The organism is Parashewanella tropica (genome assembly GCF_004358445.1).
GTDB lineage: Bacteria > Pseudomonadota > Gammaproteobacteria > Enterobacterales > Shewanellaceae > Parashewanella > Parashewanella tropica.
In genome coordinates, this window is the sequence record NZ_CP037951.1 from 3,611,069 (window position 1) to 3,636,456 (window position 25,388).

Sequence of the window (25,388 nt, forward strand, 5' to 3'; positions counted from 1 at the left end):
AATCACTTACCTCATGCTTTTATCACTTTTACGATTAAAAACGCCACCTTTGACAAGCATCGACATCAAATAGTGGATTTCGTTTGATATCTCGTCCTCCCCTAGTTGGTTGTATCTTAAAAAACGAATATAAAATGGAACCTTAGGTAATAGAGAATAAACATCTTGTTTACTTCTGGGTGTCCTTAGCGCAATATGCTGCCCGTGAACAGCACCATATTCACTCACTCGGATTGGGTCTTCTGTGTCAATCCAGTCATCAATCAATTGAATTCCTGCACCCACTTTGTACTTGGTTAAACATACGGTCCTTTGATTTGAATTAAGGCTCGTTTCTGCAAACGTGGGCTCTTTGTCTGCTCTACGTTCTGCTTCTGAAAGGACTAGCTGGCTTGGGATTACCTCTTGCAGAGTCTCAGCCCTAATTTTGACTTTAATTTGTAGTGTTACAGTACCAGTAGATGACAACGCTGTATCAATAAGAGCTGTTAATTCATTTAACGCATCTTGATAACCTTCCCAGCCATAATTCCATTGTAGGGATTGAATTTTTTTTATTTTTATTAACAGGTTGCCTCTACGTTTAATTGATAACGTGATAGGCTGGTCTGATTCAAGATTATCCCAGAGCCATTTACCCCGCAGGATATTTTTCGCATAGCGCTTTGCTAATTCGTGGTATCCATTTTGATCCTTATAGCTTTTTGCGAAACGCTGGAGGTACTTAGAAACTTTCAGATCATCATGCCCATGAGGCTTAAAGCTATCCGCTCGAAGCTTTAATGAAAATTTACAATAAAGCCATTTGGCCTCATAAGGCACATGACAATATGGAGCACAGTGAAGCTGCGGTCGCCCTAGCTCATAAGCATTTACATTTTTAATGACCCCTTGCTCTCGATGCCCCTCACTGAAAGCTGAAGTTGGTGAATTTGCTACTAGGTTGACGATAGCAACTGGTAATTTGACATCAGAATCTGCTGACTTACAGTAAAAAATAGCGGGGGATGGGCGTATTGAACCGCTATAAGATAAGCTCAAAGGGATATCCACGATATTCCTCCTGTTATTTTGTCATCAAAGTGCTGAACTCAGATATTTTGGGTGCCCAAAATGCGTTATCAAAGAAGAATTTTAATCCTTTATTATTCGCATCAATCGGATGTACACATTTAGCGATGCCTAATATAGACTCACCAAAACAATGTCTTGAGCTGATAGCCCCCTCTCTAGATTTCGGCTGCTCTAGGTATGCATAACCGATATGGACGGGCTTTAGCTCCTCGTCTCGTTTAAGTAAACTGGATAACTCAGAAATGCCTCTAAGTCTGTGATCAGTTGGACATAACCAGCATCCTTTATGCGAAATAAACCTTAAGAATGAAAAGAGTTCTTGAATATTTGAAGTGAGATAAAATTGTTTCTTAATCTTTTTATCCGAAAGAAAAATTTCACCACCCATGATCCGATCTGGAAATGCGTTGGCTAACACCTCAAGGCTGATGTTTGCTTCCAAGGTATCTTGCAAAGCTAAACGAAAAACCAAATCAAATTTCATTCTACTTCTTGGAAGGTCGACCAACGCTGGTCGGGCAGGTATATACTGATCCGCTTTGCCATTTATACGATCACATTCAGGTAATGAAGAATTACACTTTACCTGATAAGAATGAACAAATATCGCAACACCGATCACTTTTAAAAAAACACCAGCCCGCCTTAAATTCAGCTCAAATTCATGAGAAAAACCCGTCAGTGCTATGATTGAAGGCATTCCCCATAGATACAAATTACTTAGAGTATTAATATCTTCAGCCGTTATGTTTTTAACATGTAGGTAAGTAAAATTGGATTGAAGGTGTTCATCATGAGCATCTCTGTGATGTAACACATATTTTATTTGGCGCTTTAGCAATTCAAGTAGCTTGGGATGGTAAGCAAATTTTTTAGTGGCATCGTTTTCGCTTAATTGCAGGTTAAGTTTGGCGTTCAGCTTAACCGCTAGGCTTGGTGCCTCAGCATTCCCATATTCGACTAATTCTTTTATCAATGAGCCTTCCCTAAGCTTTTCCTCATCAAGATTGGCATATTTTTTATATCTCAATATTCTGAACAACCACAAGTAGATAACCCTGCGTATGACTTTAATTGCATCAATACGAGCAAGGCGCTTGGCTCGAAGAGTTAGGTAGCGAACCGAAAATGTAATTTCGTACAGCGCTTTTTTAAACCGAGTAAAGCTAAGAGCTTTATTATAAAACAGGCTTTCATCAGTGAGTTGGTTAACGTACTTTTCTAACTCTTGATGGTACTTCATCGTATTCGAGTAATAGCTAAGTACATTTATTCTCCCACCCAATCCTGTAAGCAAACTTCCAGTATTCGTGTATCCCTTTTGAGGGTAAAGAAGGCTCCTATATCTAAGGCTATCATTCGCACAGGCTTTTTGAAGTTCTGAAAGCACCCTATGGCTAACAACTGGGGTAATCGCTATATAGTCATCTTTATATGGGAATCTAAGTTGGATGGTATTATGAACTTTATTAGGTGAATAAGTTGCCAATGAGCTTTTTAATATTTTAACCACTATGGCTATGTATTGAAGACTGAAGCCAAGATCTAGAAATTGTTCTATCCAAATAGCTTCACAATTTGCAATTAATTCGGCTAGACAGGTTACTTTTCCATTCCAACAAAATTCTGTGATTAAAGGAAAAGATCTTGTTACACGACCACCATTATGAGAATAACTATAAGAAATAGAATGAGAACAATGTTGGCTGCAAACCCCGTTAATCCCTTTACTTAAAACTTTCGCCCTAATAGCCTGATCACTTACCCTAATATCAGGGTATTTCGAATTATGTGTATGTATCCAAGCCGATTCTGACAGGGTTACGCCAAAATATTTTTTGTCATTTAAAAACTGCTTTGCCGAATGAAGATTTAGTAAATCAATGTGTTCATTCTTTGAGTATCCAAGATTTATGAGGATAAGAAACATCTGAGCTTCATAACCTGAAGCGTCGACTGGTGGATTTGAGGGCTTCAGCCGATCTCGAATTTTGCTATTTCTCAAAGAGACTGTTTCAATATTGAGTAACTCTTTGAGATTCATCGTTTCACCAAGCCGATATGATGTGATTTGACATGGTAGTGTTTGCGCCTTGCGCTTGGACTAGCTCAATAACCTCTCTCAAGTAAAAAATCGGAATATGAGGCTTGTAAATGGCCTCAGTTGGGACTCCGAACTTAACTCTCAAGTATCCATCCTCCAGCAGCCGAAACACCTGCTCAACCGATGTTCTTAGTAATAGTGCACTATCCACTTGATTAATTAGCGTATCCGCAACATTGGCATGTTCACATTTTGGGTAACGTCTTACTAAGTCAATAAAATAGTTAGTCAACTGTTCTAAAACTAAATTGTTCACTTTATCTGTTGATGAAAGCTTCACATTCCGTAATTGATCGCGCCAAATATCGTTTACTGAAATTTGGTTAAATCTTGAAGTCTGCTTTTCAATAGCGTTACTTTCTTGAGTTTTCAAATAAGACAAGTAATTGTCAGGCCAATTTGAAAAATAGCGATTGAATTTTAAAAGAAAGCACTCATCATCGAGTTCGACACCACTACGCTTTGAAAACCACAAATATTTACCGAACTCTAGCGAGAGGTGTTCAGCATTTTCTGGGGATTCAAAAAGCGATGCCGACATAGATTCTTCAATCTTATTTGGTGGTTTGATTTGCCTGAAATCAAAACCACATGAGCAAAGCTCTACATTTTCATTTTGAATGTAGTTGATATCATTCCCGCATTCAGGACAGTTAAAAATTAGCTTTACGTGGTGTTTGGGGCAGTGCTGTATAGGCTTTAAGTGCCAAATGAATCGAATATAACTTTTTTCTTGAAGACATTCGGGACAAACAGGAATAACTTTCTCTCTAAGCATGATATTTGGAAAAAGCACATTACTTCTTGCTAATGCCGCATAACTTCCAAAATGCTTATTGGTTCTCAACACAGATACTCTTAACAAGCTACTGGGTTGCAAATCACAAAATTCCTCTAGTAGTTTTATCGCTCGTACACGATATGCACTGGAGTTATGTGCTTTATAGAGGTTTAGTCGTGAGAGAGCCGTCGGCAATATGCCCTTGAGTTTTATATCGTACTCGATAAAAAAAGCATTTAGACTAGACAGAAACAGATTGATTTTTTCAAAACCATTACTATGTGCGAGGCGAATGAAGTAACTTTCTAGAGTTTCATCTTTGAAGACACGATTACGAATAAGAAAAGTCATGATGCACAGTCTAATTCGCACCTTAAAATAAATCGTGACTTACCTCACAAAGTGGGACTTGGTTATCTTTTAGATAAAATCTGGTTAGCTGGTATATCTTTAAATTTTAATCTACTGTAGGTAGCATGGATTATACGTTCAGCTTTAGTATTAGCGGTATTATCCCAGTGTGAGCTTGTTAATTGCTGCCAACCTTCAATGTCATCAATCTTTTTTTTAAAAGGATTTTTTATTACAAAGTTTGCTTTTTGGCTTAAGCTTTTTCGCTGTTTAAATGCTAACTTCATATGTTCTTCTGTAAAGCAATCAGCTCCCTCCTTCAAAGCTGAAATACTAGCTGGCATTATAATACCTTTTACTAAATTTGATAAATTGCCGCTTGAAGCAGCAAATAGTTTAAATGCCATTTCATCGTCAAATAAATCTTGAGCAGGCTTTATCGGTAGCTTTTTTTGAAGATTTTCAATGAACATCTGAAACTTGTCGAAAGTAAGGGCTGTATAATTAGGGATTACAAAATCTCTTTTACTAACTCTTCTACTTAATTGAGGGTTAACGTCAAATACGGCTGTTGCCCACGGTTCTCCAAAGAAAGCGATAGGAATCTTACTCTTATTTATTAAAATCTTAAACCATTCACCAATATCTTGGATAACCGTATTACTTGCTTTTTCAATAGCATGTTGTAATTCGTCAATGATTAGTAATTCTGTTTTACTTTCTTTAAGCAAATGAACAAGTCGGCTAGTCAACTGTCTCACGTCCCCTTTTAAACCTTTGAGAGGGTCACCAAGCACGTCAAGAAGTTCTGAAACAACTGGCTTAGGGTGGGTAGCTTTTGGTAGTTCACAATAGAGAACAGGCACTATAGTTCTCTCCCCTAGATGGCTTATTAAATCGTACCTATCATATTCACGCTGATACTGCTTAATGAAGTGGCTTTTTCCTGTCCCAGTTTCACCACCGATGAAAATACACTCTGGAAGGTTTTCATATTCATCAATTTTACTTAACTCTCTAATTTCTTTCATTTCATCCAGAATGAGTTGTAATGTATCTGTTGCAACAAAAATGTTCTTTATTTGTTTCACGATTTTTTTTTGGTGCTCTGTGAATAACTCAGACTCATTGCTCATAATTAGAACTCTAGTTCATCTGGCAATAAATTATTTTTGCCATCGTAAAACTCATATCCACTTTCATTTTCATCACCTTTTTTTAACCGTTCTTCAGTAGCCGTGGAGGAAGAAATTAGTTGATTCTCAATAGTATCTTTAGTCACAGTCGATACAACTGTTTGGTCGGATTGCTGACCGACGCCATAGTATCTTGCCGCTTTTTGTAAACTCGATACTTTTTTTGCATTTACGGTGTCCACCCAATCAGATATGAGATTTTCCATTTTGATTTTAGCTAGAGCTAAATTTTCTTCATTTAGCTCTAAATCAAGCATCTTGTCACAAAAGTTTTTGATAACTTCATGTTGATGCAGCCTTAGCCCTGAAGCATACTTTTGATTAATTGCAGGCACTTTGAAAAAAACATTTTCTTGGTTATTTTGATCATCTTGAACCCAAACAAACCCTAAGTTCTCGCGAGTAAACTTGATATGTACTTTCCTTATACCTGTCAATGCACGCAATTTATATAACTGCTCGTTATCATAAAAAATATGATTTAACACAATTCCTTTTTCACTATTCATTCGAGTTTTATGCTCACAAAGAATTATGTCTAAAGCATCTCGATTAATGGCTCCTCTTGTAACCACATCTAGATCTTCTTCCCAACTGACTCTTGGTATAATGGTTCCTTTACTGACTTTAGATTGTTGATAAATATCAATAACCCAAATGTGGAAAACTCGCATAAATACTTCAAACGAAATTACTGCATTTTTCTGTGGGTTATAGTTGTTGCTCTCACCAATATTTGGGAAGACTTTTCCTTTTAAGTCGTTCAATAAGCGTTTATTTAACGTGTTGAAATATGATTCGATTGAACCTTTATACCACGCATGACGACCTGGATTTCTGTGAATTCGAATAAATAAATCCATACAAGCATCTTCAAACGCTTTACTCTCAAAGTCCTTACCTCTATCTACAGCAATGCTTTTAGGGATACCGTAACAATTCCAGTCACAATTTACTTCAGGATACCTTTCTTTAACGTAAGACTTAGGCAAAATTGCATGACGTAACGCACTGGCTATACTCAAATAACTAGGCGGCTCAAAACCTATATGAAATCCAAGAATCGATTTAGACTTATAATCAATTAGCGCTGTTACCCAAGGCCGGCCAAGAGGTAAAAAGTTTTTCTCATCAACAATAAATAAATCTAGTTTTGTATGATCGACTTCCACTCGTTGCAAAATGAGCGATATTTCTTGAGGTTGTTTAGCTTCTCTAAATAATTTTCTAGCCGCTTCCTTGCCAAATCTTGCTTTAGTTAACTCCTTGGGCGCTTCTTTTTCTAAACGTTTGACGAATGCCGAATAGTGCATAGGCTTCATTTTTTTAGCTTCATCAACAATTTCAGCATTCTTGGAATAAACAAGTTTTTTCAATTCATCATACGATTTAGCAATAGATGGACATTCTGGAGATTTAAAGTGTTTAATAGCTGCTTCAACATATGGCTCTATTCTAGGATCTACTTTATTTTCCCTATTTCCCTTCATTTCATCGAAAGGTAATAACGATCTAATATTATGTCCTGAACTTGAGAATCGTTGAATCCACCTTATGACACTTCTTGAAGAAGGCTTTCTTTTAAGGGTTTCAAAAGTATATTCAGAATATAATTTTGAAATAATTGGCTCTAATCTCTTTGCTGAAAAAGATTTAGGCTTCGCCTCAATAACCCCCATAACTATTTTTAGTCTATCTCTTGCTTGAGATTTGCTCTTCTCAGGATAACTGCCAAAGTCTCTAGATTCTGGATTCAGTCGCTTGCGGGCTTGTGTGTCCTTTTTTTGAATTGCCGCATTTCCAGACACAATCAACTCATCCAATTCAGTAACTTTTCTTTCTGATTCAACGCCTGTAACTATATCAAGAAGTCTAACTGCTCTTGCATTACACGAAAGAATTTGAAACTGCCTTGAAATATCATCATTAGTTATCAATAGAAAGTCTTCGTTGTTATATGTAGCACTCATAACTCTCACCACTATGTTGAATTACTGATGATGTTGAGATTATCTCAATATTAATTGGAGCTATTAACTTACGCTCAAAGATCAACCTATGAATTTGTTCTAATTCATACTCTCTTTTATCTTGAGTAATTAGCTCTGCAATAGTGAGATTTTTTTTTGATTCGAATGCCGTGATAATTTTCACTAAAAATGCTTTATCTAATTTGAGACGCGTTGCAGAGTAAACGTTAACTAGATTTTCATAGGTAGGCTGCTTTCGAATAAAAAGCTCGGTAATTACGATAACTCTAGAACCTTGAGAGATAAGTGATTGATTGATTGCTTCAATCCATTGTTCAAAATTATCAATTCGTGTTTTATCTGCTTCATATTTGACTTCGATATAAACAACAGATCCGTTTTGATATGTAACTTTAAAGTCAGGGGTATAACTTCTTAACTTTCCATCAAAGAAATAAGTAATGGGGAAGGGTTGAGCTTGATAGCTTACGACGTTCTTATCGAACTCTAAATGATAGCAAAGGTCAGCTTCGAGTGGGCTTTCAGTGTATGTTGGGTAATCCTCGCTTTTCCTTCCATGAAAGACATTTACGCTCTTTGACATCAGCTTTCGAACATCTCTGCGCTTTTGCTTTTTTGCCATTGCAAGTGACTCTGATAAATTTTCGTCAGAGTCACGCTACATCACGTTAATGTCAAATTATGCTTTGTTAATGTGACATGTTATGAGCATTGAGTGACAACTTATGGTCGTTAAATGTCAGCTTATGGTCGAATCACCACAATTAATTTCGGCTAAGTCACCTTTAGTTTCGAGCCAAGTTTTACGGTCACCACTGCGCTTTTTAGCCAGTAACATATCCATTAATGCTAAGGTTTCTTCAGCATCATCAATGGTGAGTTGCACTAAACGACGAGTATTGGGATCCATGGTGGTTTCTCGAAGCTGTAATGGGTTCATCTCACCCAAACCTTTAAATCGAGTGACTTGCACTTTCCCTTTTTTCTTTTCAGCCGCAATACGGTCGAGTATGCCCTGCTTTTCACCTTCGTCTAGGGCGTAAAACACTTCTTTACCAATATCGATACGGAACAGAGGCGGCATTGCAATGTAAACATGGCCTTTTTCAACCAGTACTCGGTAGTGTTTCATAAATAAGGCGCATAAAAGCGTGGCGATATGCAGTCCATCAGAGTCAGCATCGGCAAGAATACAAATTTTTCCGTATCTGAGTTCAGAGATGTTTTCACTGTCAGGATCACAGCCAATCGCAACAGAAATATCATGCACTTCTTGTGAGGCTAAAACTTGTGAAGCATCCACTTCCCAAGTGTTTAGAATCTTACCTCTCAGTGGCATGATGGCTTGAAACTCACGATCACGCGCTTGCTTAGCACTGCCGCCTGCTGAGTCCCCTTCCACTAAGAAGAGTTCCCCTTGCATCGGATCTTGAGTGCTACAATCGGTAAGCTTACCTGGCAGTGCAGGTCCTTGAGTGACTTTTTTACGGGCCACTTTCTTCGCGGCTTTTAGGCGTTTTTGCGCATTATTAATGCACATTTCCGCCAAAGCTTCTGCGTATTCGGTATTGGAGTTAAGCCACAATGAAAACGCATCACGAACAATGCCTGAAACAAATGCGGCACTTTGACGGCTCGAAAGCTTCTCTTTGGTTTGTCCTGCAAATTGCGGATCTTGCATTTTGATAGACAGTACAAATGATGAACGATCCCAAATGTCTTCAGGTGAAAGCTTAACCCCACGAGGAGTCAGGTTGCGGAACTCACAAAACTCTCGCATTGACTCTAACAGCCCTTGGCGAAAGCCATTGACATGAGTACCACCCAGTGGTGTTGGAATAAGGTTTACATAGCTTTCGTTAAGGCATTCTCCACCTTCAGGCAGCCATGTGATCGCCCAATCAGCAGCTTCTAGCTTAGCGCTCATGCTACCGACAAAAGGTTTTGGCGGCAGCATTTCATTGCCTTTGGTGGATTCTTGTAAATAGTCGTTTAGACCATCTTCATAATGCCACTCTTGAGTCTCACCGGTTTGCTTGTTCGCAAATTTGATTTTTAGACCAGGACACAATACGGCCTTGGCTCTAAGAAGGTAAGTCAGTTTGGTAACCGAAAAATTAGCTGAGTCGAAGTAACTGGCATCTGGCCAAAAATGTACTCTTGTTCCGGTATTACGTCGACCGCAAGTGCCAATTTCTTGCAGCTCTTCAACCTTATCACCATTTTCAAACGCCATTTGATAGACTTTAGCGCTACGACGTACCGTGATTTCGACACGCTTTGATAAGGCGTTTACTACAGATATCCCCACCCCGTGCAAACCACCTGAGAATTGGTAGTTTTTATTAGAAAACTTCCCCCCCGCATGAAGCTTAGTCAGAATAAGCTCCACGCCAGGAATGCCCTCTTCAGGGTGGATATCAACCGGCATACCACGCCCGTCATCAATCACTTCTAGCGAATTATCTTGATGTAGGATCACATCAATTTTGCTGGCATGCCCCGCTAAGGCTTCATCGACACTGTTATCAATCACCTCTTGACCTAAGTGGTTTGGACGAGTGGTGTCCGTATACATGCCAGGACGACGTTGAACTGGCTCCAGTCCGTTTAGAACTTCAATAGCATCCGAGGTATATTGATTGGTCATAACTGATTCTAGCGTCTTTAGGTTAATGAATGGGCGTTTGACTACTCGCTTTAAACAACCATGTTGCGGTGTCTGTTAACAATTTGTCAACTGCAAAAATTCGGCAATGGCGGGTAAGTGGTTCTTATAACCAACAAAACTGTGATTACCGCCCGCTTCTAATGTCATCTTACAACTATGATACTTATTTATGGCTTGTCTGTAATCTAATACTTCATCACCCGCTTGCTGCAATACGTATATTTGCTCAGGATGAATGATAGCAGGCGTATCCAATTTCAGTAATTGATGCTGATGCTCAGGGATAACGTCAAAGTACTCTTCAGTATAGGGATTATACTGCTGTCCGAGCCAAGCCTTCATTGAATCATATGGCTTTACAGATGGATTAATTAACACGGCTTTTCCACCATATTGCTCAACCAAGTAAGTCGCAAAATACCCACCTAATGATGAACCTAAAAAGCGTAATGCTTGCCCATCTTGCAGAGCATTTTCAACAATACCTTTTAAAAGCTCCATAGCCGCCTTAGGGCAAAAAGGTAACTGAGGTTGATAAAAGGGTAAGTCCGGATAATGCTTGGCAATAAATTGGGCTGTCTCACGTCCTTTATCAGACTGGGGAGAACTGTTAAATCCATGAATGTAAAGCAGCATAGTTCCTCACGCTGCGGATAATTTCAACAAATTGATTTTAATACCCGCTGGCTTCATGTTCTGGTGAAAATTTATCACCTTTAAGACGATAAATGGTTGAGCAAATGCTACCATCGCCTTGCAATTGCAGCAAACGATAACCCGGCTGTAGTCCATCTAAGGCAAAATGGTTGGATTTAGGGGTAAATTGAATACAAGTGGATGGCGTAGCGAGTAATGGAATGTCACCATGTGGCCCTTTATAAACTTCATTCACTTCTTGATGAACATGTCCCCAAACTATGCCTTTCACTTGTGGATATTGACTGACTCTTTCAAGAAAATCCCCCCCATTTTGCATCCAGTGTTGATCTAACCAACGACAGCCGACAGGGATGGGGTGATGATGCATCACTAATAAAAGATGTTTATCGGGATGAGCTCGAACGGCTTGCTCAATTACTTTGAACTGAGATTCTTCTAATCTTCCCGCCGGCTTACCCACAATGGTTGAATTCAGCATCACGATGTGCCAATTATCAAAAATCAGGTGTTTTTCAGGACGAAGATGTTCCCCCTTAAGCTCCTGATGCATCATTTGGTTTTCGTCGTGATTTCCCGGAACAAAATGGCACGGTAATGCTAATCGTTGACTCTGCTTGGCAAAGCGATGGTATGACTCAATGGTATTGTCTTGGCTGATATCCCCCGTCATCATGACCAAATCGGCATCATGCTGATTGTCAATAACCAAATCGACCACAGCTTCAAAACTCTGAGCCGTATTCACTCCGAGTAATTGACCGTCGTCAGATGCAAACAAATGGGTATCGGTGATTTGCACCACTTGTATATTGTCAGTTTGTTTTCCTACATAAGTGATACTGGTATCGGTCACAACGGTGTTCCTTTCCATCATTCATCTTCTATGACAATTTGACGGCCTATTATGAGCAATTCTGATAAAAATGCATTCATTTGATATTTTTCATTCGTTTGATGCATTTCAGGGTTCGGGTAATCATACACTGGTAAGAGGTGATAAATCTGTTGACTGCTTAACACTTCTGCCAACTGCGCATCATGATATAAACGAACGGATACTTTGGGCTGCTTAATATAGTTATGCGCTGATGATGATAAGGGACGTCGGATCTCTATCAGTTGAGTATATTTGGTGTTCTCAACAAGTTGAACTTCCAGTTTCGCTGTACTGCCTGAAACCACATAAGACTGACCCAGCTCAATTTGAGCCGGAAGCCAACGTAACAACTCATGATAATTACGTCCACACAAGGCTAAAAACTGACTTACATTAGGTCGATATTGTTTTTTGCTACTCGGCATGCCGACTATCTACCTGTATGGCTTGATAGTGTAATTGTAGCCACTGTAATCCTATGACAGTAGCGGCGTTGTTAATTTTACCTTGCTCTAACCATTGATAAGCTTGCTCTCGCGATACTAGATGTACTTTTATGTCTTCTTGCTCTGAGGCTAAACCATGTAGCCCTTTTGCTTCTGAAGCATCGACATTAGCCCAATAAAAGAAAAATCGTTCTGATGTTCCCCCAGGACTCACCAAGATTTGATTAATTGGGGTAAGCATTTTAGCTGTTAATCCCGCTTCTTCATTAAGTTCAGCGTGCGCGACTTGCTCTGGAGTTCGGTCTTTATCTATCATTCCGGCTACCAGTTCCAGTAACCACGGACTGTCGTTTTTTCCTAGAGCTGGGATGCGAATTTGCTCAATCAACACCACTTGATCGCGTTCAGGATCATAAGGTAAAACGACCACGGCATCACCGCGCTCAAACACTTCTCGGCTCACGGGTTTGCTCCAGCCACCAGCAAATAAGCGATGAACAAACTGGTATTCTTCAACTTTAAAGAAACCCTGAAAAACCGTTTGCTTAGACAGTAGCTTTACATCATTATTGTTAAACTCATTCATTCCAATTCTTGCAACCCAAGGTTTCATAATTCTTCAAGGTTAACACACAGATAGCTGATAAAATCTGTTACACTTCGCAGTTGACTGTAATAGCATTCATTTTTACTATTCATCACTAAGATGTACAGGAAAGCGTCGGGAAGCGCCAACCGCCTAATGATTATGGTCGTAACAATACCAAGAACTTAGGCACGTTTTAAGGTTATTTGTCTTGAAATACAGACATCATGTCTAAAAGGGCAGAAAATGAAATTTAAGATGAAATCTATATGCGCTGCACTAGCTTTGGCTACGACGTCTTCAGTGGCATATGCGGATAATTTACTTCAAATTTATCAACAAGCACTGACCAACGATCCTGTTGTACTACAAGCCAAAGCACAACGTGACTCGTTATATGAAAAAATTGAGCAAAACCGCTCAGGCTTAATGCCGACTATCAGTGGTACCGTTGGTTACAGCAAACGTTGGATTGACTCTAACCCGCAACAACAAGGTTATAGTGCTGGTGTCACACTAAGTCAAAACCTCTATAATCACAGTGTATGGATTGGACTTGATTTAGCTGAAAAAGCCGCAACCCAAGCTGACTCACAGTACGCAGGCGCTCTGCAAGAGCTAATGATCCGCGTCACATCAGCCTATTTCGATGTGTTGACAGCTAAAGATGATTACGAGTTTAAACAAGCAGAAAAGCGCGCAATTGATCGTCAGCTAGAGCAAACAAAACAACGCTTTGCTGTAGGCTTAACCGCAATCACTGATGTCCATGAAGCGCAAGCACAGTATGACTTAGCGTCCGCATCAGAAATTAACGCGCAAAATACCCTAGATAACAGCTACGAAGCACTTCGTGAAATCACGGGCGTAGATCATCTGAATATCGATACTTTAGATACCAAGCGTTTCTCAGCGGTTCCACCTTCGCCACAATCGAGCAATGAATGGTTAAAGCTGGCTGAAAACAAAAGCATCGCACTAACCACAGATCAAATCGGTAAAGAAATCGCTAAAGAAGCGATTGATGCACAATGGGCAGGTCACTTACCAACGCTAAGTTTGAATGGTTCATATACCAAAAACTATGATGGTAAGGGTATCAATAAGGTAGGTAAATATGTTGATACTAACAATACCGATAATCGCTCAATTGGTGTGACCTTGAATGTACCTATTTTCCAAGGTTTCGCGGTATCATCACAAGTTAAGCAAGCTCAGTATGACTTTGTTGCTGCTAGCCAAAAGTTAGAACAAACGCACCGCAGTGTGGTAAAAAATGTTCGTAATAACTTTAACAATGTAAAAGCCGCAATTAGCTCGATTAAAGCCTATGAGCAATCAGTGCTTTCTTCTGAAAGTGCATTAAAAGCGACTCAAGCCGGTTTTGAAGTGGGTACTCGTACCATTGTTGACGTACTTAACCGTACTCGTGATTTGTATAACTCGAAACGTCAGTTGTCTGATGCGCGTTATACATACATCAAGTCGATTCTTGCTCTTAAGCAAGCTGCGGGTACGTTGAATGAAGATGACATTATTGGTATCAATAATGGTTTGAATAAATAATCTTCTTTCAAATACTCATAAAAAACCGCACTTTCTGTTAGTGCGGTTTTTTTATGATTTATCGCTAATTGAAAATTACCCCATCATAACTTTCATCTCTCCTGCCTTTGTCGATGCCTTGGTGTAACGTTCTTCCAATGCTTTAAATGATTTAGAAGTAATAGTGTCGACAAAATGCCATTCCGTACTGACCTTTTGATGGGTAAATTCAACCGTCATAAAACCGCGATCACGACTGTTCATATACTTAAGATCTTCAACAAGCTGAACAATACCAGCTTCAGTAGCTCTCGCTTTTTCAGGTGCGATGTTTAAATATCGCTCTAGTCCAGGTGAAGTCACCGAAGCAGTAGCAAACTCAACCCCAATGGCCTCGCCTTTAGTATTTTTTAATTCATTGGCCCAAGCGTTGTGAGTATCCCCTGCTAATACAACAAGGTTATGATTTTTAGACTTAGCCGTCGTTAAAATCACCTCTCGTTCATAGGCATAGCCATCCCAAGCATCAAGATTATACGGAATATTTGGTAATTTAAGTGCCGCAAGTACTTCTGGTGTCAACAAGTGCTGATTGGCTGCTAATTTTTGTAATTCTTCAGGAGTTAACGTCGGATCATTCGCTTTAGCCCGAGCCGCCAATTTAGCCAATGCCCCCAATGTTGCATATTGCTCAACACTGAGACGCCTTGTTGCTATTGCCGCAGGTAACAGCATTCTTCCCATTAGGACTTGCTGCCCCAACACTTGCCATTTTGCTGTCGACTGTAAAAGCTGCCCCTGCAACCACGTTAATTGCTCTTGACCCAACATGGTTCGATCGGTATTGGTTACATCTGCACGAAAGCGATCCGCTTCAAAGCCAGAACTACTGATATATCTTTTAATATCAAGTTGCTTATCACGGCCGATAATACGAGTGTCCAACATATACAAATCAACCAGATCGCCAAACTGGAAACTGCGATAAATTTGCTCGTGATTGCCTTCACGCCATGGACGTATTGGCAGCCACTCAAAATAAGCTTGCAGAGCGGCTTCTTTCCGAGCCTCAAAACTGCCTTCAGTCTTTTCATCATGGTTTTCAGCACCGTCTTTATAAGTATCGTTGCTGACTTCGTGATCATCCCAAACCGCAATAAACGGTGTAGTTTTGTGGATATTTTGTAAGCTAAGATCCGTGCGATATTGAGCATAACGAAGACGATAATCCGTTAAGCTTAAAATTTCATGTTTAGGTTCAGAAACACGCCCTAATTCTTCGGCTCTCTCACTGCCATATCCCTTGGCATCATATTCGTAAATGTAATCACCTAAGTGGACAACCGCATCCAAGTCCGCCATTTTAGAGGCCATTTCATACACATTGAAGTAACCAGCTGGGTAATTTGAACAAGACATAACCGCTAACTTTACTTTGGCAACTTCGCCCTGTGGAAGTGTTTTAGTATGCCCTACCACTGAGTATTTTTTATTGGTTCTAAATCGATAGTAGTAACCTTGGCCCGACCTTAATCCTATGGCGTCCACTTTTACTGTGTAGTCACGCTCAGCTGTTGTGATCATTTCGCCATCTGTAACGATATTGTCGAAATTACTGTCGGTTGCAACTTGCCAGCTTACCTTGGCTTCACCTTGCTTTTCTGGTGTAACTCGAGTCCATAAAATGACGGATTCATGAGTAGGATCACCACTGGCAATCCCATGTAAAAAATCAGCCTTAACGTATTTATCGCTATCACTACTACAGCCCATCAAACCATATGAAATAACTGCAGCACCGACTCCTTTAGCTGACATAGCCAAAAAGTCACGTCGACTCACCCTTGTTTGCATTATCCTTGTTCCTTTGTTGATACTACTGGTCGTACCAAGTTATGCTATCGGCGCTTTGTTACAGCAAAGTAACGGTATAAAAATTAATTCCGAAATCTTGTTACATCGCTAGCGTTAGCGGTAATATCTAGGGCTATTTATCTTTAGAGATGATTTTGCATTCTGAAAGATAAACAGCCCCTAGTATCAGGAACAGCGATGGAAAAAGGGTAAAATGAGTATTGCCGTGACCCAAACACAGGATAAAACCAAGGACGTATCAGCCAAACGTAAGCTATTGAGTTTAGCTCCGCGAATCGGTCTGGCTGCCGATGGTAAATACCAACCCAGTAATGCTTCATTAGTGGAAAGGGCAAAATATCGTAATGAGCAGCAAGCCTCCACTTTCCAAAAAAACCTAGAAGCCATATACAAGCAGGCTATTGCTTTGATCCCTGCTGATGTAACAGGAACGGATCTCGACCCAGATTGGCTACACCATTTTTACGTCTTAGCCGAAACCATTCATAACCCTAAAATGCAGGAACTGTGGGCAAAAATCCTTACTCGAGAAATCTCCTCTCCAGGTCATTTCAGCGTGGCCACCTTGCAGCGGTTAACCCAGCTGACTCAACGAGAGGCGCAAATCATAGAAAAAGTATCAGCTTTAACTTGCACCATTAATCGTGATAATCAAATTAAACTGCTGAGTCATTACCGAATCACAGGAGGATGGCGACTCTGGTTTGCTAAGTCATCTAAAGAAACTCTGAACTTGGCCAAGGTTGGATTACCTTACTCGTATATTGTGACGTTAATAGAAGCGGGAATTTTACTTAAGCAAGAGTTTGAAACGGGAGAGTTGAACCCAAAGCAACCGTTATTACTGGACTTTGGTCTGAATACCCTACGGATCACCCCGAAACACGGCCAACTTGTGTTGGGGTATTACCGTTTTTCGACCATAGGCAATGAAATCGCCCAATTACTTCCCTCTCGCCAACAAACTAAGCAAGTCAGTAGCATTTTAACTGAATTTCTAAATGCTGAATTTCAACTGATTGATTAAGAAAGAAAATAAATTCAATATGAACTCTAGATTAATTTTTCAGCCAGCAATGGAGGTAACACCATGATTAAAAAGAAAAAACACTTTTAACCATATTGAATACTCATTGGTAATCAGGTACTTAGCATCTAATATAAATTATCGGTATTTTTGCATAAGTAAGGAGGAATAATGGCTTCACCTCCCGCGTCAATTACAGCTTGCCCTCAAGCGAGTTCTGCAAAAGTATTTTGGAATGAAGGAGCTCCCAAAACAGAAAGCGGTTATCCAAGCATCTCTGGACTCGAAAGCATTGGTCTAGCCTTATGTGAACAAAAAATGTTAGAAATCGAAATCGTTGATGTAAATGATTCATCCGCGACGAGAACCGTCTATTTTAATGTTCAGCGAAAAGATAATAATCGCTACCGATTGTTTTTTGATGAGCCCCGTTATGATTGCGACCCTATCGCTCAAGCCGCATCTCACGTTGCGGGTGCCTATAATTATTGGCAGCAAATACTTGAAGAAAATACAGAAAAAGCACATGACTTTACTCTCGAAAAATACACTGTCATTGCTACTTGTGTTCCCCTTCCATCAATTAAAGAAGCAAGCCACAACGCAATACCCTACCAAATTAAATACATACCGAAAGAGCCACAGCAAAGCCAATCACCGACTCAATCTATAAGCTGTTCACTCACACTCCTTTCACTCTCAAGGAGCCATCAATCGACAGTTGAGCTTTTATTTGATAGCCATTCGACAATAGAGCATGCTAGAGCGCACTATCTAACCTTATCTGAAACGATTCGTGCACAATTCAATATCATGTGGTTTCCTGAAACAGGTATGTTAGTCGGCTTATCTAATCTCATAAAAATAGTCTTAAAGAAGCCGAATTTGAAAATGGTAAAAGTTGATCTCAACCCCAGCGAGGACGGACCGCCAGAACAAGAACTCTATTTCCTTGTAGAAAAAGATAATGACTTTCTGAAGTTAATCCCCTTTAAAAGCGACGATGACCCATCCGATACAAAAAACCATAGCATCGAGAATTTAATTTGTATCGGCTTTACAAAGCTTCAATGTGAATCCACCACAAAATCATTTGAAGACAAAGTAATAGATACAACTATGGAAGTTTTAGCCTTTTATGTATCGAAACAAGAAAAGTTTCAGTTTCACCATGTTCCAGTTTCGTCTCTTACCCTTTATCCCCAAGAAACCTTTTCAGCATCAGTGTTACCAGAACCTGAAATGTTGACCTTTACTCAGGCACACACACTTGTGATTAACACTCAAAACCCTTTACTAGAGAAACAATATCGCCCAACTAAAGAAAAAGAAGCTTCGCTTTCTCACTTTCTAAAGCAAAAAATCAAAAAATCCAATGAAATTGAGGCTATAACTCCTGCCAACATTGATTTGGAATTGGTTAAATTCATTGATATCCCACGACAGCGATATGTGATTATTGCCCATCATGTCGAACTTATAGAAGAAGAACTTGAAACCTATTTTAAAGAAACTCAAGCTCAATTCAGAGCCTATTCCCCTCTTGTTCAAAAACAATTATTGATCATTCCCATCGCACTAAAACGTCCAAGCTTAACTTCAGAGCGTTCAAAACATGCTGTATTTTGCATCATTTCGAAAGCCGGAGTGGTTTTAATTGACTCTAAAAGGGTCTCACCAATTTACTCTAAAAAAATCAGAGTAATACGCACTAAATGGCAAGGCCCTTTTGATGTAGTGCGTTGTACTAAATATGTTACTTTCGGTATTAGTAAACTGGTTACCTTTATTAATCGTAATCCGATAGACTGGGATTCAATGTCAGCCGAAGATCAATACAAGCTATTAAAATTGATTTTTACTAAACAAATTCCTCGCCCGAGTGGAGAATTGTTAGCGTCTCTGTTTGAGGACGTGGAAATGAGTGACCCCAAACATGATGAGGCGGAATTTGAGCATCTTTTACTAAGCCCAGACTCTGAACCCTCTAGCGAAGAATCATCCACCACCACTGAAAACACACTAGGCTCTAGTGAAGAATCATCTAGTACCACTGAAAATACACTCAACTCCAGCAAATTAGCATCAACTACAGTATTTAAAGGAAAAAGAATTACTCAATCTTTAAGCGGAAAAGATGATTTTGTAATGGTTACCATAGAATCATAAGTTCATTAGAGCGTGTTCAGAGTTTGTTTTATTATTATTTCCAACTTATTGATGACATGTAAAAGACTGAGGTTATGCAGTGTGATAAACCCACATAAACAGACGATAACGCTACAGCTTTTTGTTTCAAAGAAAGTCCCCACTAAGCTCTTTCTGTGCGGTTAACTAAACAGATTAACCACAACACAGGGAATCCAATGAGACTTGCTACAACATAAAAATTCACGTAGCCAAAAGCATCAACGTACGCCCCTGCAAAACCTGCGACAAATTTTGGGAATAGCAGCATGATTGACGATAACAGCGCATATTGAGTCGCACTGTAACCAGAAGCCGTTAAACTAGACAGGTAGGCAATAAAAGCCGCTGTCGCAATACCAGCACTGAAATTATCAATTGAAATGATGACTGTCAGTAAAGGGACACTATGCCCCACCATGGCTTGTACTGCGAAGAGAAGATTAGTCACCGCTGTCAGCAATGCACCAAGAAATAAAATACGCATGGTGCCAAATTTAGCCAGCAATATACCGCCAAATGCCGCGCCGACCAGAGTCATGATCAAACCAAAAACCTTGCTTAAAAAGGCAATTTCCTCTTTGCTAAATCCCATGTCGACATAAAACACATTCGCCATGATCCCCATCACGATATCAGAGATACGATAAGTGGAGATCAACAACAAAATAACGATGGCGTGTTTACCATATCGGTTGAAGAAATTGCTGAAAGGGATCACACAAGCACTGTATAACCATGACAAGATGTCTGCGACTTGCTGCGGGTACTTCTCTCTAAATTGTGATTTGATTTTATCGTCTAGCAATTGGTTTTGCTGTTTATCTACAACAGGTTCTTTTGCAAACAAGGTCACGATGATGCCCACTAACATTAAAGCTGACATCACTTTGTAAGAAAACTGCCAAGCATGTAAATGGTAACCATGAGTACTGGGCTCCACCCAAGCCGCCACCGCAAGCGCCCCTGCAGTACCGATGATCATCGCACTTCGATATCCCAGTAATGATGCCGCCGCTAATGCAGCCTGCATTTTTTCAGGTGCTGACTCAATACGAAACGCATCAATCACAATATCTTGTGTTGCTGATGCAAAGGCCACCAGCAGCGCAAATAACGCAAGGTGTTCAATATTGGCCGCAGGATCACTATTAGACATGCCCCAAATACCAAACACTAATGCAATTTGGGCCAGAAGCATCCAGCTCCTACGTTGCCCCAACCAATTTGCTAATAGGGGTAATCGAATCTTATCGACTAAAGGTGCCCACAACCATTTCACGCTGTAAGCGGTTAATATCCAGCTAAAATAACCAATAGCCGTTCTTTCGATGCCTGCTTCCCTTAACCAAAAAGACAAAGTAGAAAATACGAGAACTAAGGGTAAACCAGAAGAAAAGCCTAAGAATAAAATGAGTAACACTCTTTTGTGAGCATAAACAGATAAAGCGTCTTTCAAAGTTGTGACAAGTTGCATAATTGAGTGTTAGTAACAATCGATATCCTCAGGATAACGAAGTCTACGACAGACTTCCATTTTAAAAACCCAATAATGATGAACTCTAGAATGAATCGGATAGTACCTTAAAGCATGTTGTTAGAAGTTAGTACAGCGGATCAGATCAGCGTCGCCATGGGATAGACGCTTTTCTACTTTTTTCATCTTGGAGTCGTCTTAAAAAAATGGCCACAGGCTCATTCTTAGTCATAGTACTTTCAGGGCAGAACTTCATGAATGCAATAATATTACGACAAGATGCTTCCTTATTTGGAGAAGCTGGCTGAATTCTCTGCTCCACCTCACCCAATAAATACTCTGACCTACTAACATCTGATAGACTTCGAGTGTTTTTGATCTTCGCAAGGGTAGCTTGAGTAATCCAACCTTCAGCATAAGCTTGATCGGCCGTGGCGATGACGTTTTTTGCTAGCTCCTTTTTGATTTCAAAAAAGCTATTATTCCACGCCAGCTTAATTTGAACGATTGTCGCTGATTCAAGTGATTGTTCTAACTCACCAATCAACTGAGGCTTCGACTTAGGAGTGATAACACCCGCAGAACTAGGTGTAGAAAGCAACTGTTGGCTAGTGCTTTGATTAGCAGTATCAATAGGTTGAGCGCCATCTGCAGAGTCGCATGAAGCAGTTTGCTCAAGAACCAGTTGATTTAAAAAAGCAGCGGCAGGGTCATCAGTAATTTCTGGATTTTCTGAGCAAATCGCTATAAATATTAAGAGATAATTGCGAGTCGATTGCTCGTCTATGCTAGAAAGCGTTATCAAGGGCTCTACTGAATTTAATAACACTATGGCTCGACCACTATTTGTTTGCTGAGTTACAGTTTCTATATGAGATAAGTTTGCACTAGAAATCAATCTCCTTTCAAATGCTTGCTTTGCAATGACAAAAGGATCTTTTGCAATCATCTTTAAAAATGCATCAAAACTGTTTTGAAATGCTTGTTTCATTTGCTCTTTTGTTGCGACTCCAAGGGCTTGTTTTAACGCTTTGATTGATTGTAATTTAGATTCAGGTGTTACTACACCAGCTGGAGTTAATGTCGATAAAGAGAATGAATGTAATCTTGATGTGACGTCAGTGACCCTAGGCGATGCCACTGGTTCTGTAGAGTGAAAACAAGTAAGCGGAGCGGGAGTAGCAAGTACTCTAGCTTGAACTGGAAGTTGAAAAACCTCTCTCATACTGGCTGCGATATACTTTCCTGCACCGCTATCGCCTTCTATAACGGTAATGACCTTGATGATGATGTCAATGGGTTCTTGGCTCATCATTATGCGGCCTTGTATGTTGTTAAAAACCCGCTCCATCATATCTATGCTTGATACCCCTTTTGCCGTTGATACCCATGCTTTTGTTTCTTCAGAAATCACACCTGCTGAATACAATGCGCTAGTAATAGAGCTTACGGCAGGGAATGAAGAAATGAGGCGCTGTTTAAATTGTAAAAATTGATCGCAGATCGTTTGATTTTTAGTAGTAGAACACAGAGGAGTGGCACCAAGAGTACTGTGAACTTCCGCAGCCATAATAAGAACCTTATTAACATCTTGCTTGAACAATAATTTTAATACTTCAAAGTCCTTTATTTAAGGCTGCTTACATTAATATTTTTTCACTTTTTCAATGACTTAATTCTATTTCAGCATTATTATATTGAAACACTGGTCAATAGCATTCATGCCTTGGAATGAGTTTGTTTATGCTGAGGTGAAGTAGGAGCGAAGTTACTTGCATATCTCAGTAGAGGACGTGTCCTGATTGCAAACAAAAAAATAACCCATATCTCACGATATGGGTTATTTTGATTGAGAGAATATTTTATCCAACTCGATGTAGTTGCGCTGAATCTGGTCTCGCACCCACAATACCTTGTGGGACTGCACCATCACCAACTAAAAAATCACAACAATCACTGATTTGTTGACGTAATACGTGATTTCCCCGGATTGCCCAGGCTGGCCATTTACTGAAGCTGTGAAGTAAGTGCCAAAATACGGTCTCTGTGTCGGTTTGAGTATCACCAAGAACTTCTAAGCGTTGCCACTCTTCTAAGGTGTCCCACAAATACAGTTGTACTTCATTATAATCAATCTGTTGACTAAGAAATGCTTTGCCGTAATGAGCAAGTTGGGGCGCTTTTTCATCGATGAAGTCTTGCGTCGTCATCGTTCGCCTCATAATTATTTTCTTATGTCCTCATTTTGTATCCCCAAACTTCCCCGAAAACAAAACATAGCGCTTTCAAATCATTTGGAGGGTGTTGCTTTTTTTTGTAGCTTAACCAGTATAGGATCAACTTATCGATCGCGTATGTTTTTTTCGAAAAAAATTTTTATTTTCTTGGCAACAATCTCGCACTCTTAAGTATGATGGGTTCTACAGGAACATCAGGCCATTCTAATACGGTATTGGTTTCGGTTTTAACCTGTGACATTTTCATTAAGACTTCTTGCCCTTCAAGCACTTCCCCAAAAACCGCATAGCCCCAACGTCGTGACGACGGATCTAAGCGTTCATTATCTGCCACATTAAAATAAAACTGACGACTGGCTGAATGTGGGTTGCTATCTCTAGCCATGGCAATCGTACCTGTCATGTTGGATAAACCATTCCCAGATTCATTCACAATCGGCTTCATTTCGGGCTTTTCTTGTAATTTAGGATCAAGGCCACCCCCTTGCACCACAAACTCAGGAATGATCCGATGAAAAATCGTATTATCGTATTCGCCTTTCACTACATAAGTGAGAAAGTTATCGACGGTGATCGGCGCGCGATCCCTATCAAGTTCTACGACTATTTTTCCCATCGTGGTATTCATTTCCACTTTTGGAAACAAGTTATTAGGTTGAATATCGACAGCAAAAACGGAGCTGCTCAAACAAACTAACGCAGCAAAAACTAACCTTTTTATCATTTTGTACCCTTTATTTTGTACTGGATGCCATAAACTCATTCAGCTCTGAGTCGTTTAATACATCTGAAGTAATTTGATCGATAAGTTTATTCAGTTCCAATTCCAATTGTGAATAATCCAGTTGCAAAGAGCCTGACAAACTCCCAGTAACTTGATAACGCTTTTTAAAAGAATGTATCCCTTTAACGGCTTCTAGTGACAAGATCACTTTACTGCTTACTTGATACTCAAACGACTCTTGAATGACATCCGCTAATAAGTCATCAATATAAATGGTCAGCCGAATCGGAGCTTGCGGCGTAACCGCAATATGCTGGTTCTCAAACGCTTGAGTGAGTACCTGACTGATCAGTTTTGATGGTGGCACAGCTGGCGCCACCAAGTGATTTTCAGTTGCACTGCTGTCTTGACGAACAATAAAGTTGGCTTGGCGACGGTCGACTACCTGTAAACTGATAGCAGAAATACCTGTTTGCACCGAGGATAAATGAGGCACTGAAGGAGATAACACTATTTGAGTAGGGGCTTTACTGGCACACCCCGCTAATGTCATCGACAACATAAACAGTAATGCACGAGTTTTCATAAATTCTCCTATTCAACTGATTCTGATTGTTTCAACTGTTCACTGATATAGGTATTAGCATTGGCTAAACTGCCAAAAGCGTTGATAAGATTACTTCTTCCCTTTTCACGAATTTGAGGCTCTTTAGACTCCACCATCATCCAAACCCAAGTTTTGATTAACGCTAATGGAGGATATTTTGCCTGTTTATTATTCGACATCTACTTCGTCCTGTCCTACTGGGAGCTAAAAACAACCTTAACGGAAGTCAGCCCCACACATATATTATTATTTTTGAGGCTAGAGAGTATCAAAACCTGAAATTTAATCACAAGTGAAAATGCTAAATAATTGTAAAAAAATTACAAAACCAAAATTCCGATAATTTATTCAAATAAGCTTGAAATCTTAGAGTTTGACCCTATATCAATTTCATCGACTTGCTCAGTACACTGAGCCAAATCACTATGAGGAATTACTTGTGACTACTATCGTTTCTGTTCGTCGCAACAATAAAGTGGTCATTGCTGGAGATGGGCAAGTATCCCTAGGCAATACCGTAATGAAGGGCAATGCCCGTAAAGTTCGCCGCTTATATCACGAAAAAGTCCTAGCCGGATTTGCGGGCGGTACCGCCGATGCCTTTACCTTATTTGAACGCTTTGAAGCAAAGCTAGAAATGCACCAAGGACATTTATTACGTTCTGCTGTAGAACTTGCTAAAGACTGGCGCACCGACAGAATGCTGCGCAAACTCGAAGCCATGTTAGTTGTCGCGGATGGCGAAAGCTCACTCATCATCACTGGTAATGGTGATGTGGTTCAACCTGAGCACGATCTGGTTGCCATTGGCTCTGGCGGTAACTTTGCTCAAGCAGCCGCGCTTGCGTTATTAGAAAATACTGAACTTGATGCTAAAGAGATCGCAGAAAAAGCACTCACTATTGCCGGTGACATTTGTGTATTCACCAACCAGCATCACACCGTCGAAGAATTAACTTATTAGTGGTAATT

The 25,388-nt window shown here is 39.9% G+C and carries 22 protein-coding genes; 4 read left to right on the top strand and 18 right to left on the bottom strand.

The genetic code is table 11. The annotated features are described in order from the left end of the window. Positions 1 to 6 precede the first annotated feature (6 nt). The 11 genes from csy3 to nudF form a co-directional block, all read right to left on the bottom strand. A complete protein-coding gene (gene csy3 / locus E2H97_RS15965) occupies positions 7 to 1,053 on the bottom strand; it encodes a type I-F CRISPR-associated protein Csy3 (protein ID WP_170308331.1) in 1,047 nt (348 codons plus the stop codon). A 13-nt stretch (positions 1,054 to 1,066) separates the two neighbouring features. Next, positions 1,067 to 3,118: a type I-F CRISPR-associated protein Csy2 gene (locus E2H97_RS15970; protein ID WP_133408059.1), complete on the bottom strand. Its 2,052-nt coding sequence runs from the start codon at positions 3,116 to 3,118 to the stop codon at positions 1,067 to 1,069. Positions 3,119 to 3,122: 4 nt separating this feature from the next. Then, entirely contained in the window at positions 3,123 to 4,310 is a 1,188-nt protein-coding gene (locus E2H97_RS15975) for a TniQ family protein (RefSeq protein ID WP_133408060.1), read from the bottom strand. Between the two features lie 62 nt (positions 4,311 to 4,372). Beyond that, a complete protein-coding gene (locus tag E2H97_RS15980; protein ID WP_133408061.1) occupies positions 4,373 to 5,446 on the bottom strand; it encodes a TniB family NTP-binding protein in 1,074 nt (357 codons plus the stop codon). Positions 5,447 to 5,448: 2 nt separating this feature from the next. Continuing rightward, complete coding sequence (locus E2H97_RS15985) at positions 5,449 to 7,476, bottom strand: Mu transposase C-terminal domain-containing protein (protein ID WP_133408062.1); 2,028 nt, start codon at positions 7,474 to 7,476, stop codon at positions 5,449 to 5,451. Further along, a complete protein-coding gene (locus E2H97_RS15990; RefSeq protein ID WP_133408063.1) occupies positions 7,460 to 8,119 on the bottom strand; it encodes a TnsA endonuclease N-terminal domain-containing protein in 660 nt (219 codons plus the stop codon). The genes E2H97_RS15985 and E2H97_RS15990 overlap by 17 nt, the downstream gene beginning before the upstream one ends. A gap of 117 nt (positions 8,120 to 8,236) precedes the next feature. Next, on the bottom strand, positions 8,237 to 10,147 hold the full coding sequence (gene parE / locus E2H97_RS15995) for a DNA topoisomerase IV subunit B (RefSeq protein WP_133408064.1): 1,911 nt from the start codon (positions 10,145 to 10,147) through the stop codon (positions 8,237 to 8,239). Positions 10,148 to 10,222: 75 nt separating this feature from the next. Beyond that, on the bottom strand, positions 10,223 to 10,804 hold the full coding sequence (locus tag E2H97_RS16000; protein ID WP_133408065.1) for a YqiA/YcfP family alpha/beta fold hydrolase: 582 nt from the start codon (positions 10,802 to 10,804) through the stop codon (positions 10,223 to 10,225). A 37-nt stretch (positions 10,805 to 10,841) separates the two neighbouring features. Further along, on the bottom strand, positions 10,842 to 11,681 hold the full coding sequence (gene cpdA / locus E2H97_RS16005) for a 3',5'-cyclic-AMP phosphodiesterase (protein WP_170308332.1): 840 nt from the start codon (positions 11,679 to 11,681) through the stop codon (positions 10,842 to 10,844). A gap of 17 nt (positions 11,682 to 11,698) precedes the next feature. Then, the gene (locus tag E2H97_RS16010; RefSeq protein ID WP_133408066.1) at positions 11,699 to 12,130 is read right to left on the bottom strand and encodes a DUF1249 domain-containing protein; all 432 of its coding nucleotides are present in this window, start codon (positions 12,128 to 12,130) and stop codon (positions 11,699 to 11,701) included. Continuing rightward, entirely contained in the window at positions 12,120 to 12,764 is a 645-nt protein-coding gene (nudF, locus tag E2H97_RS16015; protein WP_246029018.1) for an ADP-ribose diphosphatase, read from the bottom strand. The genes E2H97_RS16010 and nudF overlap by 11 nt, the downstream gene beginning before the upstream one ends. Positions 12,765 to 12,983: 219 nt before the next feature. Here nudF and tolC point away from each other — a divergent pair, with 219 nt between their 5' ends. Next, positions 12,984 to 14,303, top strand: coding sequence for an outer membrane channel protein TolC (tolC, locus tag E2H97_RS16020; protein ID WP_133408067.1), 1,320 nt, complete (start codon positions 12,984 to 12,986; stop codon positions 14,301 to 14,303). A gap of 75 nt (positions 14,304 to 14,378) precedes the next feature. Here tolC and E2H97_RS16025 read toward each other — a convergent pair whose 3' ends face one another. After that, positions 14,379 to 16,136 carry an alkaline phosphatase D family protein gene (locus E2H97_RS16025; protein WP_133408068.1) on the bottom strand — a complete coding sequence of 586 codons (1,758 nt, stop codon included), beginning with the start codon at positions 16,134 to 16,136 and terminating at the stop codon, positions 14,379 to 14,381. A 214-nt stretch (positions 16,137 to 16,350) separates the two neighbouring features. Here E2H97_RS16025 and E2H97_RS16030 point away from each other — a divergent pair, with 214 nt between their 5' ends. Next, positions 16,351 to 17,184 carry a TIGR03899 family protein gene (locus E2H97_RS16030; protein ID WP_133408069.1) on the top strand — a complete coding sequence of 278 codons (834 nt, stop codon included), beginning with the start codon at positions 16,351 to 16,353 and terminating at the stop codon, positions 17,182 to 17,184. A gap of 171 nt (positions 17,185 to 17,355) precedes the next feature. After that, positions 17,356 to 19,353: a hypothetical protein gene (locus E2H97_RS16035; RefSeq protein WP_133408070.1), complete on the top strand. Its 1,998-nt coding sequence runs from the start codon at positions 17,356 to 17,358 to the stop codon at positions 19,351 to 19,353. Positions 19,354 to 19,495: 142 nt separating this feature from the next. Here the strand turns inward: E2H97_RS16035 and E2H97_RS16040 are convergent, their stop codons facing one another. The 6 genes from E2H97_RS16040 to E2H97_RS16065 all read right to left on the bottom strand — a co-directional run bounded on the left by E2H97_RS16040 (position 19,496) and on the right by E2H97_RS16065 (position 24,595). Next, positions 19,496 to 20,848 carry an AmpG family muropeptide MFS transporter gene (locus E2H97_RS16040; RefSeq protein ID WP_133408071.1) on the bottom strand — a complete coding sequence of 451 codons (1,353 nt, stop codon included), beginning with the start codon at positions 20,846 to 20,848 and terminating at the stop codon, positions 19,496 to 19,498. 145 nt (positions 20,849 to 20,993) lie between these two features. Beyond that, positions 20,994 to 22,418 (bottom strand): hypothetical protein, encoded by a 1,425-nt coding sequence (locus E2H97_RS16045; protein WP_133408072.1) that lies wholly within the window; start codon positions 22,416 to 22,418, stop codon positions 20,994 to 20,996. Between the two features lie 292 nt (positions 22,419 to 22,710). Then, positions 22,711 to 23,058, bottom strand: a complete 348-nt coding sequence (locus E2H97_RS16050; RefSeq protein WP_133408073.1) for a hypothetical protein — start codon at positions 23,056 to 23,058, stop codon at positions 22,711 to 22,713. A 166-nt stretch (positions 23,059 to 23,224) separates the two neighbouring features. Beyond that, complete coding sequence (locus E2H97_RS16055; protein ID WP_133408074.1) at positions 23,225 to 23,809, bottom strand: peptidylprolyl isomerase; 585 nt, start codon at positions 23,807 to 23,809, stop codon at positions 23,225 to 23,227. A gap of 10 nt (positions 23,810 to 23,819) precedes the next feature. After that, a complete protein-coding gene (locus E2H97_RS16060) occupies positions 23,820 to 24,395 on the bottom strand; it encodes a YajG family lipoprotein (RefSeq protein WP_133408075.1) in 576 nt (191 codons plus the stop codon). Between the two features lie 8 nt (positions 24,396 to 24,403). After that, positions 24,404 to 24,595 (bottom strand): hypothetical protein, encoded by a 192-nt coding sequence (locus tag E2H97_RS16065; protein ID WP_133408076.1) that lies wholly within the window; start codon positions 24,593 to 24,595, stop codon positions 24,404 to 24,406. Between the two features lie 260 nt (positions 24,596 to 24,855). Here E2H97_RS16065 and hslV point away from each other — a divergent pair, with 260 nt between their 5' ends. Beyond that, a complete protein-coding gene (gene hslV / locus E2H97_RS16070) occupies positions 24,856 to 25,380 on the top strand; it encodes an ATP-dependent protease subunit HslV (protein WP_133408077.1) in 525 nt (174 codons plus the stop codon). The last annotated feature ends 8 nt before the right edge of the window (positions 25,381 to 25,388 follow it).

Coding starts and splice junctions, on each gene's coding strand:
- E2H97_RS15970 (WP_133408059.1), bottom strand. CDS start 3,118: ATGAATCTCAAAGAGTTACTCAATATTGAAACAGTCTCTTTGAGAAAT.
- E2H97_RS15975 (WP_133408060.1), bottom strand. CDS start 4,310: ATGACTTTTCTTATTCGTAATCGTGTCTTCAAAGATGAAACTCTAGAA.
- E2H97_RS15980 (WP_133408061.1), bottom strand. CDS start 5,446: ATGAGCAATGAGTCTGAGTTATTCACAGAGCACCAAAAAAAAATCGTG.
- E2H97_RS15985 (WP_133408062.1), bottom strand. CDS start 7,476: ATGAGTGCTACATATAACAACGAAGACTTTCTATTGATAACTAATGAT.
- E2H97_RS15990 (WP_133408063.1), bottom strand. CDS start 8,119: ATGGCAAAAAAGCAAAAGCGCAGAGATGTTCGAAAGCTGATGTCAAAG.
- parE (WP_133408064.1), bottom strand. CDS start 10,147: ATGACCAATCAATATACCTCGGATGCTATTGAAGTTCTAAACGGACTG.
- E2H97_RS16000 (WP_133408065.1), bottom strand. CDS start 10,804: ATGCTGCTTTACATTCATGGATTTAACAGTTCTCCCCAGTCTGATAAA.
- E2H97_RS16010 (WP_133408066.1), bottom strand. CDS start 12,130: ATGCCGAGTAGCAAAAAACAATATCGACCTAATGTAAGTCAGTTTTTA.
- nudF (WP_246029018.1), bottom strand. CDS start 12,764: ATGAAACCTTGGGTTGCAAGAATTGGAATGAATGAGTTTAACAATAAT.
- tolC (WP_133408067.1), top strand. CDS start 12,984: ATGAAATTTAAGATGAAATCTATATGCGCTGCACTAGCTTTGGCTACG.
- E2H97_RS16025 (WP_133408068.1), bottom strand. CDS start 16,136: ATGCAAACAAGGGTGAGTCGACGTGACTTTTTGGCTATGTCAGCTAAA.
- E2H97_RS16030 (WP_133408069.1), top strand. CDS start 16,351: ATGAGTATTGCCGTGACCCAAACACAGGATAAAACCAAGGACGTATCA.
- E2H97_RS16035 (WP_133408070.1), top strand. CDS start 17,356: ATGGCTTCACCTCCCGCGTCAATTACAGCTTGCCCTCAAGCGAGTTCT.
- E2H97_RS16040 (WP_133408071.1), bottom strand. CDS start 20,848: ATGCAACTTGTCACAACTTTGAAAGACGCTTTATCTGTTTATGCTCAC.
- E2H97_RS16045 (WP_133408072.1), bottom strand. CDS start 22,418: ATGGCTGCGGAAGTTCACAGTACTCTTGGTGCCACTCCTCTGTGTTCT.
- E2H97_RS16050 (WP_133408073.1), bottom strand. CDS start 23,058: ATGACGACGCAAGACTTCATCGATGAAAAAGCGCCCCAACTTGCTCAT.
- E2H97_RS16055 (WP_133408074.1), bottom strand. CDS start 23,809: ATGATAAAAAGGTTAGTTTTTGCTGCGTTAGTTTGTTTGAGCAGCTCC.
- E2H97_RS16060 (WP_133408075.1), bottom strand. CDS start 24,395: ATGAAAACTCGTGCATTACTGTTTATGTTGTCGATGACATTAGCGGGG.
- E2H97_RS16065 (WP_133408076.1), bottom strand. CDS start 24,595: ATGTCGAATAATAAACAGGCAAAATATCCTCCATTAGCGTTAATCAAA.